The 24771-nt window shown below is 27.4% G+C and carries 22 protein-coding genes and 1 pseudogene; 2 read left to right on the top strand and 21 right to left on the bottom strand.

Annotated features, from left to right (window positions below):
* The first annotated feature begins 29 nt into the window (after window positions 1-29).
* Window positions 30-716: an IS6 family transposase gene (locus EI427_RS16435; RefSeq protein ID WP_126616768.1), complete on the top strand. Its 687-nt coding sequence runs from the start codon at window positions 30-32 to the stop codon at window positions 714-716.
* Here EI427_RS16435 and EI427_RS16430 read toward each other — a convergent pair.
* From EI427_RS16430 to EI427_RS16335, 20 genes and pseudogenes are all read right to left on the bottom strand, one after another.
* On the bottom strand, window positions 713-2095 hold the full coding sequence (locus EI427_RS16430; protein WP_170178511.1) for a TolC family protein: 1383 nt from the start codon (window positions 2093-2095) through the stop codon (window positions 713-715). The two genes, EI427_RS16435 and EI427_RS16430, sit on opposite strands and share 4 nt — an antisense overlap.
* A 68-nt stretch (window positions 2096-2163) precedes the next feature.
* Window positions 2164-3435 (bottom strand): HlyD family efflux transporter periplasmic adaptor subunit, encoded by a 1272-nt coding sequence (locus EI427_RS16425; protein WP_126616764.1) that lies wholly within the window; start codon window positions 3433-3435, stop codon window positions 2164-2166.
* A gap of 149 nt (window positions 3436-3584) precedes the next feature.
* Window positions 3585-5771, bottom strand: a complete 2187-nt coding sequence (locus EI427_RS16420) for a peptidase domain-containing ABC transporter (RefSeq protein WP_126616762.1) — start codon at window positions 5769-5771, stop codon at window positions 3585-3587.
* A gap of 108 nt (window positions 5772-5879) precedes the next feature.
* On the bottom strand, window positions 5880-8990 hold the full coding sequence (locus EI427_RS16415) for a lantibiotic dehydratase (RefSeq protein ID WP_126616760.1): 3111 nt from the start codon (window positions 8988-8990) through the stop codon (window positions 5880-5882).
* 15 nt (window positions 8991-9005) lie between these two features.
* Window positions 9006-10094, bottom strand: coding sequence for a quinone oxidoreductase family protein (locus tag EI427_RS16410; RefSeq protein ID WP_126616758.1), 1089 nt, complete (start codon window positions 10092-10094; stop codon window positions 9006-9008).
* A gap of 536 nt (window positions 10095-10630) precedes the next feature.
* On the bottom strand, window positions 10631-11191 hold the full coding sequence (locus EI427_RS16405; RefSeq protein WP_126616756.1) for a hypothetical protein: 561 nt from the start codon (window positions 11189-11191) through the stop codon (window positions 10631-10633).
* Window positions 11192-11313: 122 nt separating this feature from the next.
* Window positions 11314-11523 (bottom strand): hypothetical protein, encoded by a 210-nt coding sequence (locus EI427_RS16400; protein WP_126616754.1) that lies wholly within the window; start codon window positions 11521-11523, stop codon window positions 11314-11316.
* A gap of 270 nt (window positions 11524-11793) precedes the next feature.
* Window positions 11794-12063 carry an LLM class flavin-dependent oxidoreductase gene (locus EI427_RS16395; RefSeq protein WP_126616752.1) on the bottom strand — a complete coding sequence of 90 codons (270 nt, stop codon included), beginning with the start codon at window positions 12061-12063 and terminating at the stop codon, window positions 11794-11796.
* A gap of 162 nt (window positions 12064-12225) precedes the next feature.
* A pseudogene (locus EI427_RS16385) lies at window positions 12226-13464 on the bottom strand (lanthionine synthetase LanC family protein).
* Between the two features lie 111 nt (window positions 13465-13575).
* A complete protein-coding gene (locus tag EI427_RS25910) occupies window positions 13576-13746 on the bottom strand; it encodes a class I lanthipeptide (RefSeq protein ID WP_155523293.1) in 171 nt (56 codons plus the stop codon).
* A gap of 708 nt (window positions 13747-14454) precedes the next feature.
* A complete protein-coding gene (locus EI427_RS16380; RefSeq protein ID WP_262708881.1) occupies window positions 14455-14847 on the bottom strand; it encodes a transposase in 393 nt (130 codons plus the stop codon).
* Between the two features lie 106 nt (window positions 14848-14953).
* Window positions 14954-15334, bottom strand: coding sequence for a hypothetical protein (locus EI427_RS16375; protein WP_126616744.1), 381 nt, complete (start codon window positions 15332-15334; stop codon window positions 14954-14956).
* Window positions 15306-15476, bottom strand: coding sequence for a transposase (locus tag EI427_RS26435; RefSeq protein ID WP_126618454.1), 171 nt, complete (start codon window positions 15474-15476; stop codon window positions 15306-15308). The genes EI427_RS16375 and EI427_RS26435 overlap by 29 nt, the downstream gene beginning before the upstream one ends.
* A gap of 204 nt (window positions 15477-15680) precedes the next feature.
* Window positions 15681-16004: a hypothetical protein gene (locus EI427_RS16365; protein WP_126616742.1), complete on the bottom strand. Its 324-nt coding sequence runs from the start codon at window positions 16002-16004 to the stop codon at window positions 15681-15683.
* Window positions 16005-16269: 265 nt separating this feature from the next.
* Complete coding sequence (locus EI427_RS16360) at window positions 16270-17844, bottom strand: hypothetical protein (RefSeq protein WP_126616740.1); 1575 nt, start codon at window positions 17842-17844, stop codon at window positions 16270-16272.
* A gap of 262 nt (window positions 17845-18106) precedes the next feature.
* A complete protein-coding gene (locus tag EI427_RS16355; RefSeq protein WP_126616738.1) occupies window positions 18107-20437 on the bottom strand; it encodes an arylsulfatase in 2331 nt (776 codons plus the stop codon).
* A 163-nt stretch (window positions 20438-20600) separates the two neighbouring features.
* On the bottom strand, window positions 20601-21164 hold the full coding sequence (ahpC, locus tag EI427_RS16350; protein ID WP_126616736.1) for an alkyl hydroperoxide reductase subunit C: 564 nt from the start codon (window positions 21162-21164) through the stop codon (window positions 20601-20603).
* A 131-nt stretch (window positions 21165-21295) separates the two neighbouring features.
* The gene (locus EI427_RS16345; protein ID WP_126616734.1) at window positions 21296-21691 is read right to left on the bottom strand and encodes a helix-turn-helix domain-containing protein; all 396 of its coding nucleotides are present in this window, start codon (window positions 21689-21691) and stop codon (window positions 21296-21298) included.
* A gap of 2 nt (window positions 21692-21693) precedes the next feature.
* Window positions 21694-22002, bottom strand: coding sequence for a type II toxin-antitoxin system HigB family toxin (locus EI427_RS16340; protein ID WP_126616733.1), 309 nt, complete (start codon window positions 22000-22002; stop codon window positions 21694-21696).
* A 98-nt stretch (window positions 22003-22100) separates the two neighbouring features.
* Window positions 22101-22538: a GNAT family N-acetyltransferase gene (locus tag EI427_RS16335; protein WP_126616731.1), complete on the bottom strand. Its 438-nt coding sequence runs from the start codon at window positions 22536-22538 to the stop codon at window positions 22101-22103.
* A 98-nt stretch (window positions 22539-22636) separates the two neighbouring features.
* On the opposite strand from EI427_RS16335, the gene EI427_RS16330 reads away from it, so the two are divergent.
* The gene (locus EI427_RS16330) at window positions 22637-23200 is read left to right on the top strand and encodes a TetR/AcrR family transcriptional regulator (RefSeq protein ID WP_126616724.1); all 564 of its coding nucleotides are present in this window, start codon (window positions 22637-22639) and stop codon (window positions 23198-23200) included.
* A gap of 507 nt (window positions 23201-23707) precedes the next feature.
* Here EI427_RS16330 and EI427_RS16325 read toward each other — a convergent pair.
* Entirely contained in the window at window positions 23708-24691 is a 984-nt protein-coding gene (locus tag EI427_RS16325; protein WP_126616722.1) for a helix-turn-helix domain-containing protein, read from the bottom strand.
* Window positions 24692-24771 lie beyond the last annotated feature (80 nt).

Raw genomic sequence — 24771 nt, 5'->3', positions numbered from 1 at the left:
ATTTTGGATGAAATGATTATCTTTGACTTATGCAGTCATCTTCATTTATCAGTTTTAAAGGCCAAAGTTTCCCTAAAGAAATCATTTTACACGCCGTCTATCTTAGTTTAAGCTATCGAGATATCGAAGAGTTACTATCTATTCGTAATATCTCTGTAGATCATTCAAGTGTTCAATGTTGGGTAGAAAATTATTCTTCTTTATTATCTGATCAGATGAGAAAACGTAAGCAATGTGTTGGCGGTAGTTGGTATTGGGATGAAACGTATATCAAAGTCCAAGACGTATGGATGTATTTACATAGAGCAGTGGATAAAGAAGGGAATATCATAGACTTTTATTTATCGAAAAACCGTGATAAGAAGGCAGCATTGTCATTTTTACGAAAAGCAATAGGCGGTAATGGTGCACCTTTAAAAATAAGTATAGATAAGAGCGGGTCTAATATTTCAGCATTAGATCACCTCAATGAAGAATATACATCAAAAGGTAAACCCCCGATTGAAAAACGATGTAGTAAGTACCTTAATAATCGGATAGAACAAGATCATAGATTTATCAAAAAACGAGTCAAACCTATGCTTGGTTTTAAAAGTTTTGAATCTGCTAAACATACAATTTCAGGAATAGAAACGGTGAGAATGATTCAGAAGGATCAACTTTCTGAGAGAAATGGTACGTCTAATTTTGAAGCTTTCAAAAACTTAGCTGCTTAATGAAAATAGAGAAAATTAAGAAGAAAAAAGATTTCAATAATCAATGCGATAGAACCTCTTTTCCTGCATAATAATTTAATTTTTAAGACAAGGGTGTATTTAGATTGCAAAAAGTTCAAACGTGCTTTTAGTAAAGCTAATTTTGCAATATCTAATTCAAGTATATTATTGACTCCAGAATAATATTTTTCCTCGGTAAATTTATATATTTTCGTAGATAAAATAACTACTTCCTCAGTATCTTCATGAGAAGACCTAGCTATTATGACATCATTATAAGCTTTTTGTAAATTTTCAAATAAATTATTTTTTAATTTTATAAGAGTTAATTTAGATTCCGTATAATTTATTTTTGCTTTTTGATTATCTGTTGTAGTTTGAAATTTATTGAAAATTGGTATCTGTACATTCAAAGTAATTGATCCATTATAATTATCAATAAATTGATCGAAATAGGGATATTCACCTTCAATATGTGTTCTTGAAGATGAATATCCAGTATAAATATTGGCTCCTAAAGAAACCATTGGTAATGCTTTCACTCTTTGATTTTTTTGAAAAACCTCTGATGCCCGAATATTATATTCCTGAGCCTTAATTTCTGGCATTGATTTTAAAGATTCAACATAAATATCCTCTATATTTTTAGACGTATATTCACTATGTGGTATTTCATCAATTTCCTGAATATCAAATAAAAGTTTATTCTCAATATTCATAATATTAGAAAGATTTAATAAGTTATTTTTTAAAGTATTTTTTTGATTATTAAGATTTATTTTATCATTTATCACTTGAGATTTAATTTTATATAAATCTTCTTTAGGTTGCTTACCTAATATTATCAAATCTTCGACTATACCTAATTGATTTTGACTCATTTCTAATTGCTCTTTAGCTAAATTTATTAAATCCTTTTGATATAAAATCTCTAAATATAAAGTAGTAATTAATAATATGATATCATTTTCTAATTTTTTATTATTCAATATACTGGATTGCAGACCTAATTTTGAAATTAAAATTTTATTATTTAAATAGTTACCAGCATAAAGTACAATTTCAGCATTCAAAGATAAATTAGAATTCAACGTTCTTTGATCAGAAAAAGAATTATTAAAAGGGTCTAAATAACGACCATAATTCTGAGAATTATTAAACAAACCGTTTAGACTAAATAACCTCTCATTATTATATTGCTTTATATCTAATTGATTAGATTGAGATTTTAACCCTTGAATCTGAATATCAATGTTATTCTGTATTGAATAATTAATACATTCACTCAATGACCATTTTTTCTTTAATACATTTTCTTGTGCATATGTAAAAGTTGAAAAATGCATTATCATTGATATGATTATATTTTTATAATTCATTATGTTAATAAAATCTACCTTAATCATTATATTTCACTACAAAGTATTAGTATTCTTTAAATTTCATGTTAATTAAATACATATATAATTTTCTCAAAAATACGCTCCAACAAACTTCTTTTTGAGACAATTATTTCAGCAATAGCTGTTGAATTTTCATGAATATCAATTTTTTTCATATAATTAGTATATGGATAGTTTTCTAGACTTACTTGTCCTATATAATGATTTTCATTTGCTACATTTGCAATTTTATCAATATGTCCTATTAAAACGCCATATTCATGATATGGGTAATCATTTATCTTAATATTTACTTTTTGACCTTTAATTATCTTTCCTGCACCAATAAACGGTATTTTAAGTTGAGCAAAATGTTCTGTTATTGAAGGTGTAATTGTAAATAACATACTCTCATTTTGAATGAATAAATTTTTATTTAATGGTTGCAAGTAATTTAGTGTCCCATTTATTGGAGCGATGATTAAGAACTTATCTTCCCATGACTTTATTAATATTAATATTTGGTTTATGCATTTTTGTATCTTCAATTCAATTCTATGTATATTATCTCTTTTTGATTCTTGTAATTCTTCAATAGAATTATTTAGTCTATATAATTCTAAATTATTTTGATTTAGAGATAAATAATGATTTTCAAATGTTTTTTGATTATTAATATAATCTTTCAAAGTTTTATGCAACTTTGATGAACTTATTACTTCTTTAGTATATAAAACAGAATCAATATCTTTTTCTTGATTAAGTATTAAATTCAAATCACTATTTAAATCGGTAAGATTTTTTAGATAAGTTTGTTTTGTTTCTAATATTTTCTTTTCTTTTTTAATATTTTTGATTTTATTATCAAATTTATTATATTCAACAATTTCAATATATTCATATAAAGCATCTAATAACTCATCACATTTCATTTGAATATCACCTAACTCATAATTTTTATTTAATTCTTGAAAATAAAAAGAGGAATAATTTTGTTTTTTTATACTTCTTAAATTATGTTTTACTTCTAAAATATCTTTTGTAATTGCATTATTTTGAAATGAAAGTAAAATGTCCCCTTTTTTTACATGTCCCTTATCCTTTACATTGATATTATATATTGAAGTGCTTACCTTAGAAGGAATTGTAACCGATGGAGAAACAGACATAAATCTCACTTCTGCTATCACAGTATCCGAATATCGAATAAAATTACTTAATGTCACAATAATTATCAAGAATAATACTATTATACTTATTCCCCAATTCATCCACCAAGAAGGTTTTACTTTATGAATATTACGATATAATTCATCTCTTATTTCAAGATTTTGCATTTTTTAGAAAGTTGACGTTTTATAAAAATTAAATAGTATTATTTAATAAATAGAAAATAACTATAATTTATTCGAAATGGGATCATTATTTTTTAATATAAATATCATTTAAATAGAAGCTAACTAACATAAATAAACTATAGCATTATTTAAATGATATTTATATTTTCTTCAAATACTTGATCTTTAACTAATTCATAATACTTCCCTTGACTTTGAAGAAGTTCAGAATGAGTTCCCAATTCAATAACTTCCCCTTTATCTAATACTACAATTTGATCTGCATTCATAATGGTACTTAAACGATGAGCTACTATTACTGATGTTCTCCCTAATGTAAATTGTAAAATGTTATCACTAATTTCTTTTTCATTTTTTGCATCTAAAGAATTTGTCGCCTCATCTAAAAATAAATAACTTGGGTTTTTATATAAGCTCCTTGCTATTAAAATTCTTTGTTTTTGACCTCCGCTAATGTTTTGTCCAGATTCACCAATTACAGTATAAAGCTTCAAAGGAAATGTCTCAATCATTTCCAATATATTTGAAGATTTTATTGCGTAATTTAATCTTTCTATGTTAATATTTTCTTCTGTTAAGATTATATTTTCTAAAATGGTACCAGAAAATATCTTACCATCTTGAAGAACTGAACCACATAAACTTCTCCACTTTTCAATATTTACTGATTTTAGTTCTGTATTCCCAATATTGATAGAGCCAGAAGTGAGTTCATAAAAACGCAATAATATTTTAAGTAAAGTACTTTTACCACTACCACTACATCCTACAATTGCCGTAACTTTACCATATGGAATTGTTAAATTTATATTATTCAATATGTATGGTCCATTAGGAATATATTTAAAACTTGCATCCACTAAATTTATTGGTGATTCATTGGGAATAGGCATTTCTATTCCTTCAAAAACTTTTTCTTCTTCTTCTTCAAAGTTGATTTCACTTACACGCTCCATACTAATTTTTGCTTCTTGAAAATTTTGAATAAAGCTGAGTATTCTTCCTACTGGTCCATTTAATTGTCCTATAATATATTGTACTGACAACATCATTCCCAAGGACATCTCTCCTGTCATTACCGATTTTGCTGCAATAAATGTTAACACAATGTTTTTAACACGATCTATAATTACAGTCCCTATTCTCTGTAATTCATTAAGATTAAGAGCTTTTAAGTTTAAAATATAAATATCTAATCTACTTTTTTCCCAATCCCACTTTTTTTTTTGTTGAATATTATTAATTTTAATATCCTCAATTGAATTAAATATCTCTAATATTTCTGATTGATTTTCAATATTTGCATCAAATTGTTTGTAATCAAGCATTCTCCTTTTTGATAAAAATAAAGCTACCCAACTTATGTATAAAATTGTTGCGATAAAAAATACCGCTAATAAAGTAGTATCATAAAAAAACAGTATAATTCCATAAATTATAATGCTTAAAACTGAAATACTTAATCCAAGTAAAGATTCAATAATAAAATTTTGAATACGGACGTGATCTCTTATTCTAGATAAAACATCACTAACCATTTTTTTTTCAAAAAATTTAAGTGGGAGCTTTAGTAACTTTGAAATAAAATCAGAAACCATGCTAATATTAGTCTTATCTCCAATATATAACATCAACCGATTTTGAAAATACTCAGAAATAACAGAACTTAAAGTCAATACTAAACTTGCAACTAATAATATGTTTATAAAATCTAGGTCATTTGTAAAAATTCCAATATCAATAATCGATTGTGATATCATTGGAAAAAATAGAGAAATGACTACACTTACTATCATTCCTAAAAAAGATTGAAATATTAAAAACTTATACGGTTTTAAATATCTCCAATATTTATTTATATTGGATGTTGTTTCTATTGGATCCTGTTTGAAAAACTCAGATGTTGGCTCTAATGTTAATACTATACCCCGTTCTTCATTTCTTTTCCACCCTTTACAAAATTCTTTAATATTGTAGGTAACTAATCCTAATTGTGGGTCTGAAATATAAATTTTTTTTAATGTTATTTTATAAACAACGACAAAATGTTTGTATTCCCAATGAATAATACAAGGTAAAAGTAATTTATCTTTTAAATCTTCAAAAGTAGTTTTTAATCCAAGAGTTTTAAACCCTAAACTTTCTGAGGTTTTACTTATTGACAACAATGAAACTCCTTCTCTAGTTATGTTACATTTATCTCTCAAATATTTCATTGAAAAATTTTTACCATAATACTTTGATATTATTTTAAGAGATGCAGGACCACAGTCCATTGCGTCTAATTGTTTAAAAAATGGAAATCTCTTTAACATTTCGAATGTGTTGTTGTTAAGTTTAATAATTTGTCTATTAATAACTGCCCGTTAGTTTAAAAAGGGATTCAGCTTTATATTCATTTGAGATTAAATATTTTAACAACTTTATATAGCTTCAAGTTTATTTTCTAAACAATGTTTTTGATACTTATAATACTTAAAAAGATATTCATATAAAATATATTCTTGTATTCTTTCATCTTGAGATATAAATCTATTTAAAGTCATATGAATAAGACTAGAAATTAGTTGAAATTTACTAACCTCCAATTTATTATTTTTTTCTAGATTCAATAGAGAATCTATTATTGGCTGTAACTTAATTTCTTTTTGATCAATAATATTATCTAATTGGTTTATTGCGAAATTTTCACTTAATACCTCAAATACAAGATCTTTATCTTTTCTATAATTTTGATTCAATGAAGAAAAGGTATTTTTATCTACATTAAATTCCGTTTGATATCGAGTTTTAGCTGTATTAACATAATTAATTTTATCATCTAAAGTAAACTTGAATCCTTCTAATGTTTTATTAATTAATACTAAACCTACAAGACTTTTAAGCTTATTTTTTTTTATTTTTTCTAATTTTTTTAGTAAGTGAATACAAAAAAAGCTATCTATGTAAAAATAATTTTCACAAATTTCCATTGAAATGGAACCATATCTTTCAACTTCTCTTTGATAAGTCGCTATTTGTAAATCATGAATTAACGATTTTTTTGTCGACTTTTGAAGTTCATTATGAAATAATTCAATCATTTCGCCATAAAATGAGTTATCTATTAACTCTAGTCGAAGGCGAATATGATAGTCTGTATCATAGTACTTTATAAAAAAGAAACTTTTAATATAACCTTTCTTGATAAAGGAAGTTAATAATGGTGATATAATATCAATTAGAACTTCATCAAAAGATATCATATTACAATAAATTTTATAGTATAACCATTTATCACCAGGAGAATAATCTCTTTGAATTACTTGAGAAGTTCCTATACTACTTTCAAATTCATTTAAACAAAATGAATAATCTTTTATTTCTTGGCTAGATATATTAGCTACATATTGATTTAAAAACTCCCCTTTATTACCCCATAGAAACTCCTTTACAGTAATAATCTGTTTATGTTTTACAAGGTGTAACCATATTCGTATTGATCTTATATCTGAAAAATCAACAACAAGTTCATTATCAAATTCTGAAAATAATATACGTTGTGGTAAATTTAATGTTTTTTGTAAGCCATTTATTTTAATCAACAATTCATCATCATTTAGTTTTGATAAATTTATTAATTCTTCGGTTCTTAAATTCCAAGTTGCAGGCATTATTATAGATCCTTTAAATAAAACCCTTGGTAAATAAGTCCTCATAGCATTTATATTTCCCCAATGAAACTCTATATCTTTGTTAAAGTAATCCGAAGATAAATCACCCCAAAATTGATATAAAGGTAACGACATATTAAAATGATTATGTACATTCGTTTTAGTTGGTATAATTATTTTATTAAGTTTTTTTGAGAATAAAACTATTTTATTATTTATTACCTTAATAAAAATATCCTCAATATTTATAGTATTTTGATTGTTAACAGCCCCTCCTCCTAAATAAGGCATTTCATACTTTCTAAATAATGGATGAGCTATAACATTTGCCATTCTATTATCAGGCATATGAACAATATCTACCATAATAGCACCCTCCTTTAATAACTTTTCTTCTTTTTCAACAATTTGATGAGTAGCTCTTTTGACATCCTGATTACCATAACTAAAACGACTCATCATTGAAGCTGCTGAAGTACCAAAAGTAGATTCAAATAAAATATTATCATTAAAAAGACGAAACATAAAACAAAAAGAGGGTGGCATATCATAAGTATTGATTTGCTTGAGATCTGATTCCTTTATATAATCTTCTAAATTAATTTGATCACTCCCTTTACTTTCTATGACATTAAGTACATCTAACAACCATTTTTCTCTTACATTTAAATTAATATCAATAGTCCTTTGTTTTTCTCCATTAAAGTGTAATTTTTCAATTAAAGTGTTTGTTCGAGATAATACATTTATAGGGTAACCTATTCCAAAGTCCTCATCTAAAGCATCAACAAGTGGTATTGCCTGACTATCATATCGCTCAATAAATTTATATCTGAAATTTTCTATATTTTTATTAGTTTTTACAGAATTTTTATTTATTGCTAAAATCACATTTATTATCTCTGATATTTTACTCTTATATGAAGATAATACACTTGAAACACTCTTACGAAATCCATCTACATGAAACACTTTACTATGATCTATTTTGGGTATAAATTCATATAAATCATTAATAATATTTTTATAAATATCAACTGAATTTTCGGGGTGTAAATCTAATATATTAAGTTTTTCTTGAATTTTCTTTAACTTTTGAAGTACTAATTCAACATTGAGGCTATCAGATTTTTTTGTTATTTGTTCTACTATATTAATAACCTGATTTAAATACGTATCATTAGATGTCAAGCGTGGAATAAACTCAGAAACTAGGACTTGAGATTCAATCATTAATGCAATCAAATCATTAGCAACATCTATTGTTAAATTATCATCAGTAATCCTTTCTGCTAATTTTGTTATAGTTATCCCCCCCTTTGCTAAACAATATATTTCATGTAAATAACTATTAATAGCTACACTTGACATCTTAAACTTCTTTATATTATCTGAATTATAATGATATTCAATATATCGAAATTCATTATTTTTCTCATAAATACTATTATTGGGGTAATAAATTAATTGTTCTCTAATTTCTGGAACTTTTTCAAGTTCCTCAACTAAGACAACTAATAAATTCATGTCAATTCTTGTATGTCTATAAAAATTATTTGGCAAAAATGGTGTTAAAGTTTCCTTACTCCAGTTAGCAATTGATACTGTAGAAAATAGACCAAAGGGTGTACTTCTTGAATTCATTCTTATAGCATACCTATATAAACTATTCAAAACTTGATCTCTTTTTGTTTCATTCAGTATACCTTTTTTTAATTTCACAATTTCTTCATATAATATTGGAGATGCAATGTAAATTGCTTCTAAGAAAAAGTTATTCTCAATAAATTTTAGAAGTTCTGCGTCATTACTGACTCTATTAAAAGGAAAAATAGGAGTGCGAATTATTATATCGTCATTAATTTGATATTTAGTAGTCATAATACATTTTTTATTTTAGTACTCAAAAATTACTTTCCCCAATCTATTTTTATTGATAAACGATTGATTCATAAATTCAATAGGATCATTTGTTATTGAATCAATAAATACATACAAATTCCCTTTTTGAAAATCATCTAATGCTTCCCTCAAATCCTCTGTCTTACCAAGACAATTTCCTATAATTTTCAAGTTTTTGAGAATTAAGGCAGCAAGTTCTGTGTTTAAAGATATTTTTTTATAGTCATAATCGAATTGATTTGAAAGTCCACAAGTAATATATTTACCATTAAATTTTAAAGCTTTCAAAGCATCAAAAAAATAGCTATCAGTAAAAGGATCAATTATCGCATCAAACCCCCCTGTTTTCTTAATTAGCTCGTATAAACTTGGATTACTTAAAAAACCTTCTTCTTCTTTGAAATTAAAAATTTCTTTCATCCCATGTTTTTTAAACAATGATTCATTTATTTTTGAACGAGTTAAACCATAAACATCTATATTATTTTTTTTTAAAGCCGATAATGCAAATAACGATGTATTAGCACGAATACCAGTAAGTAATACTTTCGCTTTTTTTTCTAACTTTAACTTATTAATCATTGAGTATACTGTTTGTGCTCCTATAGTAAAACCCGCCCCTACTGCATATGACATTTTACTAGGCATATGTATAATATTTCCTATATCAATAATTTCCAACTCTTTCGAGGTTCCATTAGAAGGTAATCCAAATTCATTATTATTTATATCATATGAACCATTACATATTACTCTATCTCCTACTTTAAAATTAACTACATTATTTCCTATGTCTTCAATAATACCTGAAAACTCAGAACCAAAAGGGGTATATGCAATTTGAGAGTTATTATTAATTCTTTCAGATTGCAATAATAATATTGATAAATCTCTATAATTACATGAAAATGCTTTTTTACGAATTAAAACCTTATCTACGTGTTCATTAGGATTGAAATATGTATCTTCGGTTTCAATAAGTGCGTAATTAATATCCTTACCATTAAATTTCAGTTTTCCATAAGAAAAAGTATCTTCGTAATGTTTGTGGAAATTATTTGGACAAATAACTAATTGTTTCATATTTTTTTAGGTTAAAAAATATTATGCTATTAAAAAAATAATGGAAAAACGCACTTTATTAATGATCTATTAAGAGAAGAATCATTTTTTCATAAATATGCCCTATTAATCCATTTTATGACCTTACTTTTGAATATTTATTTTTAACAATTGATCACATTTAAAATGTAATCAATATCATATCTGAATATTTGTAAACGTTTAGATGGATTAAAATATGTGATATAACTTTTAGTTACTAAATAAAGCATCACTTTACTTATTCAATTTTATTTACAAACCATAATTGTTATAAAATTCCCAATTAAGAGGTTATAATATCAGATTGTAAAGGGATAAATCATAAAACGAATCAAATACAAGTGTTAATAATAAATTTATTAATTCTTTTGTTGAATGATTAATAAGAAAATAGATAAAGTAACAAACTAAACCAATAATCTTTTATGTAATTATAAATTTGCCTTAATTACAACCTTTTTCATATCTACCCAGAAAACAAAACACTATTGACCGTAATGCCAAATAAAAATAAATTAGTTAATTCGTAATTTATTTAGATATTTTTTATACATCAAATAAGTCCAAACAAAGATAAAACTAACAATAGGTAGTAAAATAATAACCAAGACATATTTCAAACGATAATATTCAGTATAAAATGACTCTGTATTATTTATTAATAACCACATTATAGTTGTAATTAATCCTACATATGCAAACGATACTGGTAAAATATGTCCTATATAATACTTCATTCTTTTGTAACTTTTGGGGAATTTATAGAACACAGATAACCAACTTTCTTTAACCCCTAAAAATAAATACGCTATAATATTACTATAAGAATATCCTTTTTCATTGGGTAGTAAATCAAAGGGTTTAAAAATCACTAAATAGAATGTGTATATTACATAAATTACAACTACAGTAATTATGAATGATAAAATAGACCATGAAGAAATTCCAAAAATAGAAACTATTGGATTTGCCTCTTTTGATAAATCAGGAGTGAATTGATATGTATAGTATACATCAAGTATTCTTGATATTATAATCCAACTAGATATTAGAAAAAAATATAATTTTTTATTCATTATTTTTAGTATTTAACAAAATGTTTTACAGTAAGCACTCAACTATAATCATAGTTCTTAATTTTAAGAAAAATAATTATGGTTGAGTACATAATAGTTATGATTTAAAAATCAGTTGCTCTTTAATTTTTCGATGAAAAAGCATCATTTGGAATAAGTGTTGTTACAAGTATTGACACAGTAACAATACAAGAAGGACTTGTACCTCCTTTTGTATTTGATAATTCTTCATCAGACAATTCTACAACTGTTCTTTTTTCAAATAGTTCTTCAGCCTGAATTGATTTCTTAGCAACAGACTTTAAATCCTTATTAGATTTAATAAAATTCATAATTATTATAAATAATTGTATGTATAAAACATCCCTTTTTTTTGGAGAGTTTTGGGATACACAAACTCTAATTATGTTCGATCGATGTATAATTTTAAAAAGAATTGGTATTTTTCACATTGCAAAGGTGAATTATGTTAATGAAATATATTTTATCTAAATAATGCAAACATTAGGCTTTTTTATTCTATCAAATATGGGTGTTTCCTGATATAAAGGCAAAAGTCCAGTAGGGGTTTTAAATGCTTGAATATCAATATTTAATGCTACTTAATATGAAGAGTAATAATTTAACAATACCCCCGCAACACCAACATTAATTTGATCCGTATTATTTAAAATAAGCGGGAGTAACATTTGTGGACTAGACCATGCATCGCTTGAAGAATAATTGTGATGTTCTGTTAACCAAATTCTAGAAAAACCTAAACGGTCAGCATGCTCAGCATACTCCATGACATCAAGAATCTTTCCCATACTACTATAGTCAGTTTTCCTAATACCAAAGTCTAGTAATCCAATTTTAATTTTTTGTTCCATTACTTAAAGTGAAAATTAATATTATCAATGATGAATAATACATAATTAAATACTAAAAACCTCTATTTCACATAACGACACATAATAAACGAATAATATTAAAAGGATTTACTTTTAATAGCACAACATTAATCATTTTCTTTACGGACCTATAAGTAAAAACTAATCTAGAATAAATAATTCATTCCATTTATCAGTGCTATCTTTATTCAAGAATGAAAGTAAGCTTAGTAAAGTACCTCCTCCACCTCCTAAAAGGCATGATTGATTCTTAGTTTTAAGCATTTTGATTTGCTCTTCAATATTTTCCAATGTAAATGATAACCAATAAGCACTCGCTTCAAAGAAAATGTTCTTATTGGTCTTTTTATAAAAACTATTAAAGATATAAGCTACTCCAGCAGATCCATGGCAGAAAAATGAAGTTCCAATTTTAGCAGTTTCTATATTTCTAATATAAGCTACTCTAGTTGAAATCTCAGTTGCTCTTTCTATATAATTGGGGTTGTTAAATATCTTCCCTAACTTAAAGTACATCACGGCAAAATTAAGATCTCCATAACATTATGCTAATCGAGAATCATAAAACTCTAAATTTGCAGGGTCATCAGGAGGTAAAATATCAATAAAACTCACTGCATATAAAGAGTTACCGTTCGTTTTTTCTAACTTTCTTTTCTTCCCTTCTATATATTTCACCCCTTGCTCAATGATATATTGTATTTTTTCCTTTTTTAGTCCCTTCTCATAAGCGTGACTTAATATGATAAGTTGACCAGCAAGACCATGAGCTAAACCTAAGTTATACTCTTCTTCAACCGCCTCAAATAACACAGTATTTATCATTCGAAGGCCCTGTTCATCAATTTTAGCTTTTGTAAAATAGGCATCAATTATCTTGTTACAACGCTCTACATTGATCTCACTTTCAATTCTTTTTAAGAAATAATATAAAATTCCTAAACCACCATGTAAATAATCACTTTTACCTACTTTTATTGATTTATAACCTAAATCAAAAATATAATTTTCAATAGCAGATAAATTTTCTTGCACATCAAATACAATGAGATCCTTTTTTTGTAAATGATTAAATAGATAGCAAACTCCAGTTAGACCATTAAAATAAGAGAACATATTTTTTAAGGAAAAACTTTGCTCATTTAATATATCAATTATCATTTCCACTAGTTCATTACCTTTCTCAATATATGTGGAATCATTTAGATATCTTCCTGCATAAAAGTTACAAATGGTTAATGCTGACAATCCATTTCCTAAACTTATATCTTTTGATTTTTCTACTGCTTTTATATTAGTGTTTAGTGTCACCAATAAAGACTCGATTGTGCTATATATTTTTTCAAGCTGAGTATTAATATTTTGATTTAAAATTGACATGAGTATTTAAATATATGAATATCAGTCGTTTAAACTAGTCTAAACGACTGATAAATAGACTTTTTATATAACAAAGAAATTATCTATTGTAAATTCATAGTTAAAAAACTATTAGTTACAAGATTTTTTGCAGCAAGAATCAGCTGCGATTGCTAAAGCTCCTATTTCATTGTCGCACACAGCACCTGAATCATTACTTTGTTCAGCACCAAAAGAAGATTTCATTTGATCTTCTTGTAAAGAGACTAGTGTCTCTTTGTTTAATTTGATTTTCTTTTTCATAAAAAATATTAGATTGAAAATAGTTTAAGTGTAATATAATTTATTATATTTAAATTAAAATATAAAGACACAACGAGATATACCATTAAATTTTAAACTATTCGTAAAAATTTTAAAATACATAAAAGTAATACATATTTTATATGTGATTATCCCATTGAGGATTTGTCTATATAATAATAGTATGAAAGAGGTTTATAACAATTTTAAGATTTAGCAAGAATATAAATTCAATACGAAAATAAATGTTTAGACATAAAATATGTGATTTACATTGATTTGTAACATTCAATTTGAAAAATGATAAATCATTTTATTTTATACTTTCGCATTTGTTGGTTATTTCATATCTCTATAAATAATGATTTCAATTTCACATGATATAGATTCTAACTTAATAAAGTTTGAGTTCTCTTTAAATGAAGGTTTTTGATTGAGGTCATTTTTAATGAAAGATTTATTTAAAATTAGTTTTTAGTTATCACAATAATATGTTTTTTTTTTAAAATACACAAATTATATTGAAATTTTTTCTTCTTAGGCTACATAAATTTTAGTATTAAACTTTATCAAACACAGGAGGTTCTGATTCACTTTTGGTGGAAAGCTTTTTAACATTTATAGGAGGTAATAACACTTCATTTTTACGCTACAAAATCACTGTATAAAAGTAATTTTATGATCAGGTTTGATGCTTTATTTTATCATTTATAACTCATTTAATATCATCATCTGTTTTTCTAAAAAGGGTAATTTTGCCCTTCCATACCCTTTACGTTTTATCATTTTTAATTTATTGACTTGCCCTTCTACTTGACCATTTGTTAATTTATAAATAGCAGCATTTTTAACAGCTTCCATATCTCTTTCAATTCCTCCAACTAATCTAGTTAGACCTTCAATAGACAATTCTTTAGCTGATGCTAACCAAGTTGGTAATTTATCAGGTAACTTAGATAAGAAGATATTACGGTATTCAAAATAGCGTTTACGCAATTTTTCTAAGTGAGGAATTTTATCACAAAGTGATTTTATAAATGTAGATTCTTCCATAGTTCTTTCGTTACTATGAAGAAATAAACATCTATTTACCTGATTAATAGTGTTATATTTAATTTTTAATGGATGAATATCTACATGGGTTTTTTAACATGGGACTGAACATATCTATAGAAATGAGGATAATCTCTTGAATATCCTTTTTCTTTTATTTTTCGCCATATCTCCTTAGCACTTCGTTCACCATTTTTCCAAAGTTTGCGAATAAAAGAGCTATATTTTTTTCATATATAGGCTCAGAAAAATTACGTGGATAAGCATCCAACTTAAAATATCTTCCGACTGCATCTCTATTCATACCTAATTCCTTAGCAATCTTCCTTTGTGATAATTTACCTTCTTTTTGTAGTTCTTTGACTTTTTTAAATAATGCAGAGTATTTAGTCTCAGGCAATTCAATCTTTTGAGAAAGAAGAGCAGACTTCAATTTTTCGTGTCCATTTGCTGAAATAGTTTCACAAACTGTTCTAATATCACTTTTATATCCTTCTAAATAGCTTCTAATTACAGCTGATATGCCATTTATCACTTATTTGTTCTGCTTGAGGAGCTCCTTTTGTTGCTGTTGATGCATAACTACTGGACCCATCACGGGTAATTATTTTAATTTCAGGATGTGCTAATAACCACTTACTTACGGTCTCTACTTTTCTATCAGGAAGTAAAGCTATGGGTTATTTAGTTTCCAAATTCACTAAAATAGTATCATAGGAAACTTGTTTTTTAAATGCCTAAACAATTAATAGTGAGTTTATTATTGTCATTCACTTGAAACAAATGAGCAAAACGCAACAAAGATGAAGTGGAATATTCTAATTGTAGATGTGATGATATTCGTTGTAATGCTCGTACACCTATTGTGAGTCCTAAAACCATTAATTGATGTTGTAATCTAGTTGTAGAACGAGCATAAGGTTGTATTTCTTGAGTAAAACGTTCAGTAAAAATCTTCCTCGAACAATGAATTTTTTTACTTTTAAGGAAACTTCAACACTAGAATCTGACCAAGATAAATCTTTGAGGTTACGTAAATAATAGCTATGTTTTGAATTACTTTCTGTATGACAACAAGGACATTTTCCGGAAGGAGATATAGATTTCAAATGAATGATTCTTTTCTTTACAGTATTAGATTCATCAACAGAGAACCCATCAAATTCAAATGAACCAAAACTAGAAAAGGTAGAGAGTGATATCATAATAACAAAATTAATAATATCTTATATGCTAAATGTTAAAAAAGCTTTCCACCAAAAGTGAATCAGAACTGGGTGAATTAGAGGAGTAGAACGTATTAGAGATACGTACTGTTATTTTTACGGATAAGCATATAATGAAATTAACTTTTGCTAAACAAGAGATATTGTCTTATTAATAACGAGATTTTTAAAAAAACAGAACACCTATTAGCTAAGGATAGTACTCCTTTTACTAATAGGTGTTTATATAAAAAAAGAGAAAATATTATTTACTCAAACCGAGTAACTTCTCTGTTAATAGATCTGCTCTGTCTTTTGTGAAAAATTTCACATTTTTACTTCCTAATCCATTCATAAGGGCCTTCTTATTTTGCATATCATGCATAAACCCAAAACCATGACCAATTTCATGTGCGAGAATATGATTATCTACTGTACTAAAAAGGATATTCATAGGATTAGAAGTAATACCTTTTTTTAGATTATCTCCATATTTAGCTGTTATTGATCCTTTTACAGGTGTCCCTGTATTTATTTGTAATTTTCCATTTACAAAGGTAGCTTCAAATTTACTTGACCAAATAGAAGAGCTCATATAAGCATATACTGTTATTTCTTCGTTAGTTTTTAATACAGGAAGTTGATTTGTTGAACTTAACGTTTCTATCAATTTATCAAATTCATCTGTTTGTTGTTTCACTCGCATCAAAAATTTAAGACCATAAGTACCAGTGTAAGTTTCTGATGTTACCTTAAAATTTGAAATATCATACATATATTTTTTAAGTTCGTTCTTTGGATCATTCATATAATCTTGAACAGCTTTCTTGTACACTTCATTAGTGAATGTAATAATTTCTTTAAGTTTTAATGGGTCTATTGTTTGAGTCTTATCAGAAAAAATAATTATTTTAATATTTTTAATTTTTTCTTTCTGACTAGGTGCTAACCTTTTTAAGTAATCTACTAACTGACGTTTTGTATTATCAACTTCCTTCGTTAAGTCATCAATCTCTTTTTGCTTTACGTTTACATTCGATTTTAAACTTTGTAACGCTATTTTAGATTGATTTAAATCATCTTTAAATTTTAAAATCTCCTGATCTCTCTTTTGTACTTCTGCATTTACAGAGGAAAGTTGATTTTGTAAATTCTGATTAGTCTGAGATAATGCTGAAGCAGTTTGAGTATTACTTTTTATTTTAGATTGGAGTTGCGTGTTTTTACTATCTTTTTTCGTCAATTTTTGACTTAAATCCTTATTTTTTTGATCTTTCTTGTTTACCTCATTTCTTAATAATTGATTCTCTTGATTACTTTTATTCATCTTATTATCAACTACTTGCTTGTCTTTTTTTTCTTGTATTAATTTATCAAACAAGTCTTGATTTAATTTATCTTTTTTACTGACTTCTCCTTGTAAAAATTGATTATCTTGTTCTTTTTGAGTAACCTTATTTTGTAAATTCTGATTATCTAATACTTTCTGATCTACTTCACCTTTTAAGACTAGATTCTTTTTAGATTCTTTTTGAATTTGATCTTCTAGTACCTTATTATCCTGTTCTTTCTTACTCATCGCATTTTGCAATGTCTGGTTACTCTGCTCTTGTTTAGCCACCTCATCTAACAAGTCTTTATTAGCTTGTGATAGAGCTGCATTATTATTATTTACACCCTCTTTTTGTTTAGAAACGGATGTAATTTGCTCGTTTAATTCTGTGATTTTATTTTCAAGTTTCCTCAGTTCATCATTTTGTGATGATGGAATTGATTCTTGTTCCTTGTCAGCACAAGAATAAAGGAAAAACAGTACTGCTATGAATAAATATTTTTTCATGTCTTAATGAGATTAATTATTGGGTAATTAGCGTGTTTTAAAAGTCTACTAATTCTATAAACTATAACAATTTAATATAACGACTAGTCAAAAAAAGCCATTAATAATTGTAAAAGACAACATGAAAAGATCAAAAATAACGATTGTAAGTACTAGTTAATAAGTATAATATATTCTTTCCTTTTTGTTTTATAGTCAAAAAAAAACACGTAACCCTTTTTACATGAGGTTACGTGTTCCATAGTCTTAAATGTTGATATTGTTATTTGAGTTTGGTTGTTACAAACAAAATTTCACCATTAAATTTACTAGTTTCAGGTGTGTATTTCTGACTTACCATAGTTTCTAAATCGACTCCAACATTTACGGTTTCATCACCAGAAAATGCTATAGCTTGGGTGTAAGGTACTTTTACACTACCCACTTCTTTATTATTTACATAGATGGTTGCAAGTCCACCTTTGCCTCTACCTTTACCTTCGTAAGCAAAATCCATTTTTACAGTTGCTTTCCCTTTAGGGAGTGTACTCTTAGAAATTGTAGTAAATTCTTGAATACCTAAGAAATTATAAGTGTAGGCTAATTTCCCTTTGTGTACATATAATGACCATCCGCCAAATCTACCCGCTTGTTGTAAAATTACACCCTGAGTAACTTTTTCTTTTCCCTCAATTTCTGCTTCAATTTCCCAGGAGGTATTTTTAATATTTAAGAAGTTATTACCATACAATCCAGTCATACCACCTAAAAGAGTCAATTCATTTCTACCAGCCATAAGATCTGGTCGGCCTGCTAATTTGGCATTTAAACGTTCTACTTTTCTATCATCTAAAGGATAGACACTGTATTTTACTGCTTCATTTTTAAATAAATCTTGCATCTTTTTTAACCTCTCAGGATATTTATCAGCAACATCATTTGCCATGGTAAAATCTTCTTCTACATGATATAAGAACCATTTGTCTTCTTCTAAAGGAGCTTCGGGTACTTGTTTCCAAGCAATGGAATGTACAGTTCCTGCAAACCACCCATCATAATACAATCCTCTATTTCCCATCATTTCAAAATACTGAAGCGTTCTTCTACTGCTTATATCTTTATCGTCAAAGCTATATAACATACTTACACCAGCCATTGGAATTTGAGGTATTCCATGTACTAATTGAGGTTCAGGTAAATTACATGCTTCTAAGATTGTTGGAGCAATATCAATAATATGATGCCATTGTGGTCTAATTTCTTTTTTAGCAGTTATACCTTTAGGCCACTTTACCATAAGTCCATTTCTTGTTCCTCCATAATCAGACGCAATTTGTTTTGTCCATTTAAAAGGAGCATCAAAAGCAACAGCCCACCCTGCAGCCATATGCGGATAAGTTTCTGGGCTACCCCACTTATCATAATACTTCATCATAAAGTCTACTGTATTAAACTTATTGGCTCCATTAAAGTAGGTGTACTCATTAAATAATCCATCCATTCCACCTTCGGCACTTGTTCCATTATCACCGGTAATGTAGAAAATAAGGGTATTATCAGGGTCAGGGAGTTTACTTATCAATCTTCCAATTTCATAATCTGTCATTTCTAAAAAAGCTGCAAATACTTCTGCCTGACGTGCAAATAGTTTTTTTTCTGTGGCAGATAAACTGTTCCAATCTTTTATATCTTTTGGTTTTGGAGGTAATACAGCATCTTTTGGAATGATGCCTAATTTCTTTTGCTTTTCAAAAATTTGATTTCTTATAACATCCCAACCTTCGTCAAACTTACCTTTTTGTTTAGCAATATAACTTTCAGGAACATGATGAGGGGCGTGAACTGCTCCAGGAGTAAAATACATGAAATATGGTTTGTCAGGTGTTATTGCATGTTGGAAATTCACCCAAGAAACAGCTCTATCTGTCATATCTTTCATGAAGTGATATTCCGGATTATTTGGGGTTTCTACTCTATTCAAATTATGAAAAACACTTGGTCTCCATTGGTTCGTTTCTCCACCAATAAAGCCATAAAACTCATCAAAGCCTTGTCGGTTAGGCCAACGATCAAAAGGACCAGAAATGGAAGTTTCCCAAACAGCAGTTTCGTGCCATTTGCCGAATGCTCCTGTACTATATCCGTTAAAATTTAAAATTGTTGCAATGGAGTTTACAGCAGTAGGTAATTGGCCTGTATAACCTGGAAAGGAAGTGGCCATTTCTGTTATTGCTGCTTGATTACATGTATGATGATTTCTACCTGTTTTTAATGCTTGTCTAGTTGGTGAGCAAAGAGATGTAGTATGAAATTGATTATATAGAAGGGCCTCCTTAGCAAAATTATCCATATGTGGAGTGTCTGCTATTCCACCAAACGGACTTGCAGTACCAAAACCAGCATCATCTAACATAATAACAACTACATTTGGAGCACCTTTTGGAGCTGTAATTTTAAAAGGTTTTGGGGCTTTTACATTCCTTGCATTCTGCACTGTAATGTGTTTTCTGTAAGGGTCTTTAATTGGTAAAACAGTTCTATCTACTTTTACGCTATCAGAAGCATAAATTTTTAGTGTGAACAAAAGGAAGAAGAAGATGATCGTATTTTTCATAGGGTTAATTTATTAGATATGATGATATAATATAACACCTTTACGAATAGTTAATTACCCACTCTACTTATAGTTATACTCTTCATATAAATAGAAATAAAAAAAGAGGTAAATCTACATTATATAGATTCACCTCTCTGAAAGTATGGATGAGTATTTATTTCTAGATTAAGCCTACTAAATCAATGCTAGGCTTTAATGTTTCGTTTCCTTCTTTCCATTTTGCTGGGCACACCTCTGCTGGGTTAGCGGCAACAAATTGTAACGCTTTTAATTTTCTTAGTAACTCTTCAGCATTTCTACCTACGTTACCTGCTACTACTTCGTAAGATACGATTTCACCTTCTGGATTTACAATAAATGTACCTCTTTCAGCCATTCCGTCTTCCTCAATCATAACATCAAAACCTCTTGATAACACACCAGTTGGGTCTGCTAGCATTGGGTAATTAATTTTTTTGATTGTATCAGAAGTATCATGCCATGCCTTATGTACAAAGTGTGTATCTGTAGAAACTGAATATACTTCTGTTCCTGTAGCTTTGAAATCTTCGTAAAGGTTAGCTAAATCTTCTAATTCTGTTGGGCAAACAAAAGTGAAGTCAGCTGGGTAAAAGAAGAAGATAGACCATTTTCCTAAAACATCTGCTTTAGAAACTGTTTCGAATGCATTGTTAGCGAATGATTGAACTTTAAAATCTACTACTTGTTTTCCTATTTGTGACATATCTATATTAAGTTTAATTTCTCTTTCGATTTATTGTGTTACAAACTTACTACAGATTTAACTATTTGTAAAATTGATTTTTTCTATAATACTATCGATAAAACTTATAGTTAATTGAGGTTGTTTTTTATTTAATTAGAAAGGAGGTAATCACTGGTAATTTTATCTATTGGAATATTTAAAAATTCAGATACGTTTCTGATCATTGCTAAAGATAATTTTCTCTTTTTATTTAGAACTTCACTAACTACTCCTTTTGTACCTATGATACCTATTAAATCTTTTTGTTTTAACCCTTTGACTTCTAATTTATATTTAATTCTATCAATTGGTGTTAGATGATCTGTTTTTATATTATAATTATCAGATTCGTAATAGTCTATCAATATTAATAAATGCTCTAGTAGTTCTGCATTATTATCTGATAAATCATCTTTTACCATCAGACTATCAACCTTTTGAAGGTAATTTTCATACATCATTTCAGATGAAATTGGCCTAGGATGAATAATTTCTGTAATCGCCATAACTAATATTTTTCTATAGTTGATGCATTTTTAATTTTATCATATTCAGCATGGGTTCCAATAAAATTAATTCGAACTGTACTGAATCTGAAATTTATAGTTGCTATTAACCTGAACTTGTTACCTCCAATATTAAAGCAAACTCTATGATTATTGAGTACATCTGCCGAAGGGTAATCATAAATTATATCATTAAAATTAATCCATTTTGCAGATTTCACGTCATCATACCACAATTCTAAGACTTGTTTTGAAGAAGCATGTTTATTTGCAAAATCGATTAATGTCTTCTTCGATATGATTCTTTTCATATTACAAATATATAAAATAAAAAAATGTTCTCATAACGAGAACTAATTTATAGTGCTAAAACTCTAACTAGAAAGATAATTAGTAATCACTAGTGCATCTAATAAACTACCTTTTTCATTACTCTATGTAACACTCCTGTTTTTTTTGAGGCAAAAGGTTCACCAAATTTATGAAACCCAAATTTTTGATAAAATTCAATAGCGTCTTCCCTAGCGTTAAGTACAATTACTTGGGTATTATTTTTCTGGCATTTTTCAATCATCAATTCAATAATCTTCTGCCCTATACCATGTTTTTGAAACTCTTTTGCAACAGCCATCTGAGAAATAATACCTTTGCTTTCTTCTATATTTAGTCTACCAGTGCCAATAACAATATCATGTTTATCTAAGCATACAATGTGAAAACTATCGTTCTCGTAAACATCATTAATGAGAATTTCAGGTTTATCAAACTCTTTAAAAAAGGTTGTAATTCTTAAATCTACAGCTTCTTGATAGAATTTATCTTTTGTAGTTATATATAAAAAGCGCATTGTATTTTCTAATTTTTGGTGTGATGTTAAATATGAGCAAAATATTTGTATTGAGAAATAAATTCCCGAAATTAAAGAGTGACTAATCAATCAATAACATGAATAACGAAAAGAAAAATCTTATTATTAATGCTGCTTTGGAACAGTTTGTAACAAATGGTTTTAGTGCCCCTACTGGAAAAATTGCAGTAGTAGCGGGTGTATCAAATGGTACACTATTTAATAATTTCAAAACAAAAGATGATTTAGTCTTAGGGGTATATCAATCTATCAGAACAGAAATTACAACATTAATTATTAACGCTGAAGACAAGAATAAATCAATTAAGGAAAATATAAAACAACAATTTTCAGTTGGAATATATTGGGCAATTGAACACCCTAACAAGTACAAGTACCTTAGACAATTCTATTATTCGCCATTTAATAATAGGGTAAATAAAGAAGAATTTTCTCAAGATTTAACGCCTCATTTTTCTTTAATCAAAGAAGCTATTGGAGAGAATTCATTGAGCCAATACCCTCCTGACCTTATTTATACTTTAATTGGTAGTAATCTTTTTGGTGTATGTAGGTTTATAGAATCACATGATTTAACCACCGATGAGATTACAAATTTAATAGACAAAACATTTGATTTACTTTGGAAAATGGTGGAATAAAAAAAGGTTGAATCCATATGTGAATTCAACCTTAAATGTCTTTTTATTTGATAATAGGACAGCTTTGTATTATTGTGCAATACAAACTGCTAATGCATAAAGTGTTGGAATACCAAACGCTAATGTTGCAATGATACCTGCCAAAATTTGACTGTTATTTTTCATGATTTATTTAATTATAATACAAGTTCAGTTAATATACACCTTCTAATAAACTGATAGTCAATTAGCTTATCAATTGTTATTTATACGTTTAATATACGAATATTTATCTATTTAACTCATTATTATTAATTCTTATTAGAATATTTATATACAGTAACGTACTCACTATAAGAATATTACAATATTAATTTTGATTATGGATTAATAAAATTAAGCTACACTATATAAGTATTAAATAACGTAATACTAAAAATACAAGTTTTTCAATTGTTAGTAATACAATTATAACATGATGTAGAACTGTTTTACATGATTAAAATCAATAACAAAAAAGGATAATCATTACTGAAATTTACTAGCTACTTGTTTTGGAGTAACACCATATTTAAGCTTAAATGACTCTGAAAAACGAGATATTGTTTTATATCCAAAATGCCTACTTACATCTGTAATAGAACTCTGTTTTGTCATAAGCATATTATAAGCCATTTCTAATTTATAATCAGTATGAAATTTATGTATTGAGGTACCAAAGACGGCATTAAAATCCCTTTTTAGTTTAGAGACAGAAACACCATACTTATCCGCTAAATCATTTAAAGAAGGTGTTTTTTGATATAAATTAGTTAACTCATTTTTAATATTCTGAATACGCTCAATGTCATCCTTATGCATATTTATTGCACTTTCAGAGGAAGGATCTCGTTTAATAATTCTATCTAAAAATATAGCTACATTTTCTATGGCACTGCAAACAAATAATGAAGTGAGTAACGGTATGGAAAGTTTCTTATCTCTATCAAATAACTTTTTGATATTAATACCTATAGCCATTGGAGCAATATCATAAAGCACCCAACTACTGTCTTTTTCAAATACTTTACCTATATATTCTTCAAGGTGACTCATTTTTTTATGATAGTAATCGTATGGTATTCTTACTGTCATCCATTTAGCCTCATCTCCTTTATGAGCAATAAAAGACAATGGTATTTTTGAGCTCATGATAGACATCATTTTAGCATTGTCTCTATCAGCATCTGTACCAAAAGTAGTGGGTATGTTATTACCTAAGTATTCAAACTGAAAATATATATTTTTATCGTTAGTAGCTGGAGTATAGGTTTCCATATACATATCCTGTTTGTACTTTACGTGGTGAATCATGATTTCTACACTATCGAAAGGAGAAAAATATTCATACTTAACATACACTTCTGTAGTATCTGTCTCATAAACATCATTTTCAAAAGTACCCCCAAATATGGATTGAAGTTTATTTATTACTTCTAACCCAGATCCATTAATCATTTTATATGTATTCAAATCTCTTCGTTTTATACCTGCCTCAAATTATAACTAGAATTTACAGGGTTTTATAGAATGAACCAAAAACGTAAAAGCAA

The sequence above is a fragment of the Flammeovirga pectinis genome, from assembly GCF_003970675.1.
GTDB lineage: Bacteria > Bacteroidota > Bacteroidia > Cytophagales > Flammeovirgaceae > Flammeovirga > Flammeovirga pectinis.
This window is presented reverse-complemented; position numbering and strand designations above follow the sequence as displayed.